The organism is Methylobacterium sp. Leaf88, assembly GCF_001422795.1.
Lineage (GTDB): Bacteria > Pseudomonadota > Alphaproteobacteria > Rhizobiales > Beijerinckiaceae > Methylobacterium.
The window spans coordinates 268,774-278,183 of sequence record NZ_LMMK01000055.1 but is presented as its reverse complement, the minus strand read 5'-3'; the positions used below and the strand labels follow the sequence as shown (position 1 = coordinate 278,183).

The following is a 9,410-nucleotide window of genomic DNA, read 5'->3' as shown; positions in this document are numbered from 1 at the left end:
TGGCCGCCCGCCGATGAACCGGGGTATACGGATCACTCCCAGACCCGTCAACTGCCGGAAACGAAAAAACTTCCCCGTGGGTGTCACGGCGCCCCTCCCCTCCTCCGGTGACGGGCGCGCCGAAACGTGCCTCAATCTCGACATGCTGGGCCACGACATCCGTCGCCGGTCGCTTCGCAGCGCCCTGCGCGGGGACTCCGCGTCGCCGATACACAGATCAGGAATGTCAGAGTGAAGCGCGGCCGTCTGAAGATCGGGGAGCGGGACGGCCCAACGGAGGCGCGCGCCCCGGGACGGTCGCCGAACGGCAGTCTTCCGGCCCTCGATCTCCTCGGTCCCGACGCCGCGCGGATCGACCGGCGCGACGTCAATCTGCGCTGGCTCTGCGCCAGCGCGCTCACCGGCCTGACGGGCGCGGCGCTGATCGGCGCGGCGATCCACGTCTCACTGCAGAGCGAGGTCTCCTTCGCAGCGATCCCCGAGCGAGCCTCGAACGCCGTTCGGCCCACCCTCAGCGACGGCACCGCCAACGTGGCCCGCAAGAGCGACCGGCTGGTGCGGAACCTGATGATCGCCTCGGCCAAGCAGAGCTTCCGCTCGCCCGTGACGGTACGGCTCGGCGACCGCGAGATCATCAAGGTGCGGCCCTTCATGCGCGTCTCGACCGCGCTCTCGATGACGACGGGCGTCTTCGCGACCGAGATGCCGCGCTTCGATCCGATGAAGCTCAGCACGGACGAGCCCCTGGAACGTGCGCCCGAGTCGGGCCTGGCGGATGCGCCGGGCGCCGAGGTCTCCGTGATCAAGCGCGATCTCGCCGGGATCGACGTCGAGCCCGGCGCCCCGGCCCTCTCCGACGACGACGTGGCGGCGCAGATCGATGAGGAGCGGCGTCTCTCGGCCGAGGCGGGCCGCCGGGCCGCGATCCCGATCGCGCCCCAGATCATGCTGTCGCGGACCCTGCAGCAGGGTATGGCGGCGTCGCGCTTCGATCCGGCAGCACGCCTCGGCGACGAGGGCTCGCCCTTCAAGTCCATCGACGTCCTGGTGGTGCCGGAGAACGTCACCAGCCTAGCCAAGAGCGGCGCCGGCTCCGAGCCGCCCCTCGTCGAGGAGCGCGACCTCGCCCTCAAGCGCGGCGAGACGCTGGAGGCCGCCCTCAAGAATACGGCCCGGGCCGGCGACGACCAGATTCGCGGCATCGTGGCCGCCCTCGGCGGGCGCACGCGCACGGCCGACCTTTCCGAGGGCCAGCAGTTCCGGGTCCAGGTCGCACCCGGGCCACGGCCCGGCGATCCGCGTCAGGTGACCCGCGTGGTGCTCTACGGCGAGAGCGGCATCGAGGGGATCGCGGCGATCAATGATCGCGGCACCTTCGTTTCCGTCGCACCGCCGACCGAGGACGCCCCCTCGCGGGCGGCGCCGGCGGTGGCGGACGCTTCCGAGGACGGCGAGGAGGACGGCGGCACGGGTCCGCGCCTGTATCAGAGCCTCTACGAGACGGCAGCCCGGCACGACCTGCCCCGCGGTGCCGTGGACGACCTGGTCAAGATCTTCGGCTACGACGTCGATTTTCAGCGCCGGATCTCGCAGGGCGACAGCCTCGACGTCTTCTATACCTTCGACGACGAGGGGGCGCAGGGCTCCACCGAACGGCCGGAACTGCTCTACGCCTCGCTCAATCTGGGTGGCGAGATGCGCAAGGTCTTCCGCTTCCAGTCCCCCGACGACGGGACGATCGACTACCTCGACGAGCAGGGTCGGTCGCTCAAGAAGTTCCTCATCCGCAAGCCCATCGCCGACGGCATCATGCGCTCGGGCTTCGGCTATCGGCGCCACCCCGTGCTCGGCTACGCGAAGCTGCATACCGGCGTCGACTGGGCGAACCCGATCGGCACGCCCATCGTGGCCGCCGGCAATGCGACGGTGCTGAAGGCGGATTGGGATTCGGGCTATGGCCGCCGAGTGGAATTGCAGCACATCAACGGCTACGTCACGACCTACAATCACATGTCCCGCTTCGCCCGCGGCATCACCGCCGGCGCCAAGGTGCGCCAGGGCCAGGTGATCGGCTATGTCGGATCGACCGGCCTCTCCACGGGTGCCCACCTCCACTACGAGGTCATCATCAACGGGCACTTCGTCGACCCGATGAAGATCCGCGTCCCCCGCGGGCGCGAACTCGACGGGCGAATGCTCGCGGAGTTCACCCGCCAGCGCGAGCAGATCGAGGGCACGATGCAGAAGTCGCGCACGGCCTCCGCCATGGCCCAGCGCGACGCGATGCGCTGATCCCGGCCCCGACGGTCCCGTCCCTCATATCTGCATTCTCGGGCTGATCGCCGCCGCTCAGGCGAAACCGAGGCGGGCCCGTATGCCCGCCGGGCTCTCGCCGGACGCGCGCAGGTCGGCGAGGGAACGCGAGCCGCGAGATTTCGCAAGCTTCTCGCCCGAGGCGTCCCGCAGCAGGGCGTGGTGATGGTAGCGGGGTGACGGCGCCCCGATCAGGGCCTGCAGCAGGACGTGCAGGTCGGTGCTGGCGCGCAGGTCTTCGCCTCGGACCACGTGGGTGATGCCCTGCACGGCATCGTCCATCACGACGGCGAGGTGATAGCTCGTCGGCACGTCCCGGCGGGCGATGACGGGGTCCCCCCACCGTGCCGGATCGGCGGCCTCGTCCCGCTCGATGCCGATTTGGCGGACAGCCCCCCTCCCCTCCCCCGCCGCGACGGCGAAGGTCCGCACCACGTGCGGGCCGGGTGACTCGGCCAGGGCCCGGGCTGTGTCGAGCCGCCAGGTATGCGGCTCGCCAGCGGCGCGTCGCCGATCGGCGACGCTCTCGGACAGGGCCCGGCAGGTGCCCGGATAGAGCGGCGCTCCGTCGGGGTCGCGGGGCACCGGCGCGCCGCGGCCGGCGTCGGCCTCCACCACCGCGGCGATCGCGCCGCGGGAGCAGAAGCACGGATAGGCCAGACCGCGCTCGGCCAGCGCGGAGACCTGGTACCGGTACGCGTCGAGATGTTCCGACTGTCGGCGCTCGGGGGGCGCGAACCGCAAGCCGAGCCAGGCGAGGTCCTCACGGAGGCCCTGGATCAACTCCGGGCGCGACCGGACCGGATCGATGTCCTCGATCCGCAGCAGCAGGCGGCCGCCGATGCCCCGCGCGAGGGCGTCGTTCAGGAGGGCGGAGGCGGCGTGTCCGAGATGCAGGCGGCCGTTCGGGCTGGGGGCGAAGCGGAAGACCCGGGCGTTCACGGACAGATCCCTCCCGACCGCCGGTCGATCAGCCGCCGACGCGGCGCAGGCAGCTCTGTTCCTTCGCCACGCAGGCGATCCCCGGCAGGGAGCAATGGATGCCCCCCTCGCCGCGCTGGCAGACGCGGCAGCCGTCGCCCCACTCGGCACAGGCCGTGTCCTCGCTCGGCGCGACCCTCGCCCTGGGGTGCGACGGCGCCGGTACGGCGGCCCCGATCAGCACCGTCGCGGCGGTGAGGGCGACCACGCCCCAGGCGACGCGGCGGTCGTGGGTGCGCGTCGGCGCGTCGGATATGCGGTCATCGGCCATGGCGCGGTGTTCGCGCGGGCGGACCGGCGTGTCAACGTTCACGCGGCTGCCGCACGACCAGCCAGCAAGTCCGGCAGGGCCCGGAGATCCAGGGGCTTGGCGAGAAAATGATCGAAGCCGGCGGCTCGAGCCTCCCGCTCGTCGTCGCGACCCGCATTGGCGGTGAGTGCGATGAGCCGGAGTGCGGAAGCGCGCGGCCCGCTCTCGCCGGCGCGAATCCGTCGGGCGGTCTCGAACCCGTCGAGCCCGGGCATGCGGATGTCCAGGAGGGCGAGATCGAAGGGCGCCGCGTCGGAGGCTTCGCGGATGCGAGCGAGCGCCTCCTCCCCGTCCCGCGCCAGGACGACGATCGCCCCGAGGCGTTGCAGGGCCTTGGTGGCCAGGAGGGCGTTGATCGGGTTGTCCTCAGCCAGGAGCACGCGCGGTCCGCCGGAGATCGGGGCAAGCAGAACCTCCGATCCTGGCTGAAGGGCGGCCCGGTGCGCGGCCTCGTTCGGCGTCGCCGGCCGCTCGCCCCGCGGGGGGGCCGGCGCGAGCAGGCGATCGAACAGCGAGCGGGCGCGCACGGGCTTCACGAGGTAACTGTCAAAACCGGACGCGGCCGGCGCACCGAAGTCGCGTCGATCGAAGGGGGAGAGCAGCACCAGGCAGCAGCGCACGCCGTGCCGCCGCGCCTCCCCGGCGAGGGCTCGAACGGCGGCGTCCCCGAGGGTCCGATCCGCCAGGAGGGCGTCGAAGGCGGCCCCCGGCAGCGCGGCGAGTCCCGCCTCGAGGTCCGGCACCACCCGGGCTGAGGCCCCGGACCGCGTCAGCCGGCGCGCGAGGTAGGGCGCCTGGAACGGCGAGCTCGCCACGATGAGGACCCGGCGTCCCGCGAAACCGGGCGGGCGCTCCCGTTCCGCCTCGGCGACATCGAGCGGAAGGGCGACGGTGAAGGTGCTGCCCGTGCCGAGGCGCGACGTCGCCTCGACATGGCCACCCATCCGGGTGACGAGGCGACGCGTGATGGCGAGGCCGAGCCCGGTTCCCTCGTGCCGTCGGCTCGCACTGTCGTCGCCCTGCTCGAACTCCTCGAACAGGCGTGGGATGCGGTCCTGCGGGATGCCCGGACCCGTGTCCGAAATGGCGATGCGCAGATGGCCGTCCCCGTGGGTCAGTTCCACCCCGACGCCACCGGTCCCCGTGAACTTGATGGCGTTGCCGGCGAGATTCACGAGGATCTGCCGGACCCGGTCCGCGTCGCCGATCACGAGGCGCGGGACGTCGTCGGCGACGTCCACGGCGATCTCGATGCCCTTGTCCTGGGCGCGGGGCGCGAGCAGCTCCACAACGCCCTCGGCGATCTCGGCCGGATCGAAGGGCTCGGCGGCGAGGTCGAGGCGTCCCGCCTCGATCCGTGAGAAATCGAGGATGCCGTCGATCAGGGTCAGCAACGCCTTGCCCGAGGTGCCGATGGCCTCGACGTAGGTGCGCTGCTCCGGATCGAGCCCGGTCTCGAGGACGAGGTCGGCCATGCCGAGAATCCCGTTCAGCGGCGTGCGGAACTCGTGGCTCACGGTGGCGAGGAAGCGCGACTTCGCCACGTTGGCGGCTTCGGCCCGGGTCAGGGCCTCGTCCAGGGAGCGGGCGGATTCGACCCGCTCGGTAATGTCGGCACCGGCACGCAGCCATTGGGTCTCGCCGTTGCTGCCCGGCACCGCCATCTCGATGAACGTGTACCAGCGCGGCGTCCCCGTGGCCGGGGCGAGCCGCATCTCGATCCGGCGGACGCCGTCCGCCTGCCGCACGATCTCGCCGGTCTCCAGCACCTCCGGCTGGCGGGTCGTGCCGAGGAGCGACAGGGGCTCGGCCCCGACGAGACGGCCGAAGCCCGCGTTGGCGAAAGTGATCCGGCCCTGGGAATCCCGTTGGACGATGATCTCCGTCGTGGCCTGCACCAAGGCGCGGTAGCGCTCCTCGTTCTCGGAGAGGCGCCAGATCCGGTCCTCGAGATGCTCGGTGCGTCCCTCCTCTTGCGCGACCGGCCGGGGGCCAACTCTAGCCCGATGGCTGCGCGCGCGCAGAAGCCAGCCCGCCAGGAAGGCCAGGCCGGACGGGAGAAGGACAAGGACGATGTCCGGCAGAGTCATGCAGCCAGCCCCTGGCGGGTCGGGACCCCACCGGGGGCCGACCATGCCGCCCGAGGTTGAAGGCCGGCTTTCGAAAGGCTGTTAAAGGTTCGTTGCCGGCCCCCTTCGGGATTGACGCGACGCGCCGTACGCTTCACGGGCCGGTCGCGATGGTGTAGGCGCGGCGGCTTGATCCCGGGCCGCGCTCCCGGCGGCTCCGAGGAACGCGAGACGTGAGTGTCATGACGGCTACGAGTTCGGCAAATCCCGGTCAGGCGCGGATCGCCGCCGCCTTCGCGCGCTGCTGCGCCGAGAAGCGGGCGGCCCTGGTGACCTACGTCATGGCCGGCGACCCGGATGCCGAGACCTCCCTGAAGGTCCTGCAGGCCCTCCCGGCCGCGGGGGCCGACATCGTCGAGTTCGGCCTGCCCTTCACCGATCCCATGGCCGACGGCCCGGCGATCCAGGCGGCCGGCCTGCGCGCGCTCAAGCACGGGCAGGGTGTGGTACGGACCCTCGACCTCGTCCGGCGCTTCCGCGCGGGGAATACCGAGACGCCAGTGATCCTGATGGGATACTACAACCCCATCCATGCCTACGGCGTCGCGCGTTTCCTCGACGATGCCCTGGCGGCCGGCATCGACGGCCTGATCATCGTCGACCTTCCGCCGGAGGAAGACGACGAGCTCTGCCTTCCGACGCTGGAGAAGGGCCTCGCCTTCATCCGGCTCGCCACGCCGACCACCGACGAGAAGCGCCTCCCGGCCGTTCTCGCGAACACGGCGGGCTTCGTCTACTACGTCTCGATCACCGGCATCACCGGTACGGCGAAGCCGAACTTCGACCGGGTCGCGGAAGCCGTGGGCCGTATCCGGCGCCACACCGACCTGCCCATCGTCGTGGGCTTCGGCGTGCGCACCGGCGCGGATGCCGCCGCGATCGCCCGCGGCGCCGACGGGGTGGTGGTCGGCTCGGCCCTGGTCGATGCCATGCGGGCGACCCTCGACGAAGAGGGCGCGTCGAAGGGCGGGACGGTCGAGGCCGTCAGCGCCCTGGTCCGCGAGCTGGCCGAGGGCGTTCGCTCCTCGCCCCGCGCCTGACGCAATTTACAGAGACCTTCCGGCTCGCTCGCTTCGAGCCCGCACAAGGACGCCGTCGCATGATGGTTGAACCGATGAACTGGATCTCGGAGGTCGTTCGCCCCAAGATCAAGACCTTGTTCAAGCGCGAGACCCCGGAGAACCTCTGGGTCAAATGTCCCGACACGGGCCAGATGGTCTTCCACAAGGAGGTGGAGAGCAACCATTGGGTCATCCCGGGCTCCGAGCACCACCTCAAGATGAGCGCCCAGGCGCGCCTCAAGATGATGTTCGACGAGGGAACCTGGATCGACGTGCCCCTGCCGGAGGTCGCCGCGGACCCGCTCAAGTTCCGCGACGAGAAGCGCTACGTCGACCGCCTGAAGGACGCTCGGGCCAAGACCGGGATGACCGATGCCTTCAAGGTCGGCTTCGGCCGGGTCTCCGGCCTGCCGATGACGCTGGCGGTGCAGGACTTCGCCTTCATGGCCGGGTCGCTCGGCATGGCGGCGGGCGAGGCCTTCGTGCGCGGCGCCGAGACTGCCCTCGACAAGCGTACCCCCTACGTCCTGTTCTCCGCCTCGGGCGGCGCGCGCATGCAGGAGGGCATCCTGTCGCTGATGCAGATGCCCCGCACCACCGTGGCGGTGCGCCGGCTCAATGCCGCCAAGCTGCCCTACATCGTGGTGCTCACCAATCCGACCACCGGCGGCGTCACCGCGTCCTACGCGATGCTGGGCGACGTCCATCTGGCGGAGCCCGGTGCGCTGATCTGCTTTGCCGGCCCCCGCGTCATCGAGCAGACGATCCGCGAGAAGCTGCCCGATGGGTTCCAGCGCGCGGAATACCTGCGCGACCACGGCATGGTCGATCAGGTCGTGCACCGGCACGCCCTGAAGGACACGATCGCCAACCTGTGCGGTCTCCTCATGAACCAGGAGCCCGGAGCGCAGCCGGCCCGGACGGCCACGCCGGTCCCTGAGCCCGTCTGAGGCGCCACACCCCGCTCCCTTCCCTTCGCGACACGACGTTCGATCATGGATTCCTCCGACGCGCTGATGGCGCGCTTCCTCGCCCTCCACCCGCGCACGATCGACCTGTCGCTCGGGCGGATCGAGCGCCTGCTTGCCCGGCTTGGACATCCCGAGCGCAAGCTTCCGCCGGTGATTCACGTCGCCGGCACCAACGGGAAGGGCTCGACCATCGCCTTCATGCGGGCGATTCTCGAGGCGGCGGGGCTGGCGGCCCACGTCTACACCTCGCCCCACCTCGTGCGCTTTCACGAGCGCATCCGCATCGGCGCGATCGGCGGCGGCCACTTCGTGCCCGAGGACCAGCTCGCCGATGCCTTCGCGCGCTGCGAGGCCGCCAACGAGGGCGAGCCGATCACGGTGTTCGAGATCACCACGGCGGCCGCCCTGCTGCTGTTCTCCGAGCAGCCCGCGGACGTGCTCCTCCTGGAGGTCGGCCTCGGCGGCCGGGTGGACGCGACGAACGTGATCGACAGTCCCGCGGCCGCGGTGGTCACGCCGATCGGGCGCGACCATGCGGAGTACCTCGGCGACACCGTCGAGGCCGTGGCCACGGAGAAGGCCGGAATCTTCAAGAAGGGCTGCCCGGCGATCATCGCCGCGCAGGACTACGCCGAGGCCGATTCCGTGCTCTGCCGCCTCGCCGAGGCCGCCGGGGCCACGCCGATCCGGGTCGGCAACCAGGATTTCTCGGTCCATGCCGAGCGTGGGCGACTCGTCTACCAGGACGATCTCGACCTGTTCGACCTGCCGAAGCCGCGCCTGAACGGCCGGCACCAGTTCACCAATGCGGGCACGGCGATCGCCGCCCTACGCGCGGCCGGCTTCGGCGATATCGGCACCGCCGCCATCGAGGCCGGCCTGAACTCCGTCGAATGGCCCGGACGCCTGCAGCGGCTGAACCGGGGACGCCTGTCCGAGCTCGTGCCGCCGGGCGCCGAGCTCTGGCTCGACGGCGGCCACAACATCGACGGGGGGCGCATCCTCGCCGCCGCCATGGCGGATCTCGGCGAGCGCTCCGACGTGCCGCTGGTTCTCATCGTCGGGTTGCTGGGCACCAAGGACGCGGAGGGGTTCCTGCGCAATTTCATCGGTTTGGCGCGGGTGCTCGTGGCGGTTCCGATCGCCGGCCAGATGGCGGCCAGACCCGCCGACGAGGTGGCGAGCATCGCGGCGGAGGTCGGCCTGAACGCGCAGTCCGCGCCGAGTGTCGAGGCCGCCCTGGAGAGCCTGGCCGATATCGCGTTCGAGCAGCCGCCACGCATCCTGATCTGCGGTTCGCTCTACTTGGTGGGCGCTGTGCTGACCGCGAACGGCACGCCTCCCACCTGATTTTCCTTAACTTTTCCCGGGGTTCGCTCACGACCACGTCAGCTCTGCTGTGTGACCCTGGCGCTACATCTTGGCTGTGGAAACTGCAGTAGGTTCTCCCTCGATCGGGCATATCGCTGGGGATCAAATAATGAAAAAGCTTCTTACGTCTTTCGCGGCCTTCACGGCCCTCACCGCGGCCGCTTCGGCCGCTGACCTTCCGCGTCGCGCGGCGCCCCCGGTGTTCGTGCCGGTGCCGGTGTTCACCTGGACCGGCTTCTACGCCGGTTTCAACGCTGGTTACGGCTTCGACGCC

7 protein-coding genes and 1 pseudogene are annotated in these 9,410 nt (G+C 70.7%); 5 read left to right on the top strand and 3 right to left on the bottom strand.

Annotated features, from left to right (window positions below; translation table 11 throughout):
- Positions 1-351 precede the first annotated feature (351 nt).
- On the top strand, positions 352-2,292 hold the full coding sequence (locus ASF20_RS22970) for a M23 family metallopeptidase (protein WP_244476536.1): 1,941 nt from the start codon (positions 352-354) through the stop codon (positions 2,290-2,292).
- Between the two features lie 57 nt (positions 2,293-2,349).
- On the opposite strand, the gene gluQRS is transcribed toward ASF20_RS22970, so the two are convergent.
- The 3 genes from gluQRS to ASF20_RS22955 are packed head-to-tail and all read right to left on the bottom strand — an operon-like array spanning position 2,350 to position 5,694.
- A complete protein-coding gene (gluQRS, locus tag ASF20_RS22965; RefSeq protein WP_056278515.1) occupies positions 2,350-3,261 on the bottom strand; it encodes a tRNA glutamyl-Q(34) synthetase GluQRS in 912 nt (303 codons plus the stop codon).
- Between the two features lie 22 nt (positions 3,262-3,283).
- Positions 3,284-3,565 carry a hypothetical protein gene (locus tag ASF20_RS22960; protein ID WP_056278442.1) on the bottom strand — a complete coding sequence of 94 codons (282 nt, stop codon included), beginning with the start codon at positions 3,563-3,565 and terminating at the stop codon, positions 3,284-3,286.
- 38 nt (positions 3,566-3,603) lie between these two features.
- Positions 3,604-5,694, bottom strand: a complete 2,091-nt coding sequence (locus ASF20_RS22955) for an ATP-binding protein (RefSeq protein WP_056278439.1) — start codon at positions 5,692-5,694, stop codon at positions 3,604-3,606.
- Between the two features lie 221 nt (positions 5,695-5,915).
- Here ASF20_RS22955 and trpA point away from each other — a divergent pair, with 221 nt between their 5' ends.
- The 4 genes and pseudogenes from trpA to ASF20_RS25205 form a co-directional block, all read left to right on the top strand.
- A complete protein-coding gene (trpA, locus tag ASF20_RS22950) occupies positions 5,916-6,773 on the top strand; it encodes a tryptophan synthase subunit alpha (RefSeq protein WP_056278435.1) in 858 nt (285 codons plus the stop codon).
- A gap of 62 nt (positions 6,774-6,835) precedes the next feature.
- Positions 6,836-7,744, top strand: a complete 909-nt coding sequence (gene accD / locus ASF20_RS22945) for an acetyl-CoA carboxylase, carboxyltransferase subunit beta (protein ID WP_056278511.1) — start codon at positions 6,836-6,838, stop codon at positions 7,742-7,744.
- A 45-nt stretch (positions 7,745-7,789) separates the two neighbouring features.
- Positions 7,790-9,115, top strand: a complete 1,326-nt coding sequence (locus ASF20_RS22940) for a folylpolyglutamate synthase/dihydrofolate synthase family protein (RefSeq protein WP_056278431.1) — start codon at positions 7,790-7,792, stop codon at positions 9,113-9,115.
- Between the two features lie 130 nt (positions 9,116-9,245).
- Positions 9,246-9,410: pseudogene (locus tag ASF20_RS25205) on the top strand (porin family protein); the annotation flags it as partial.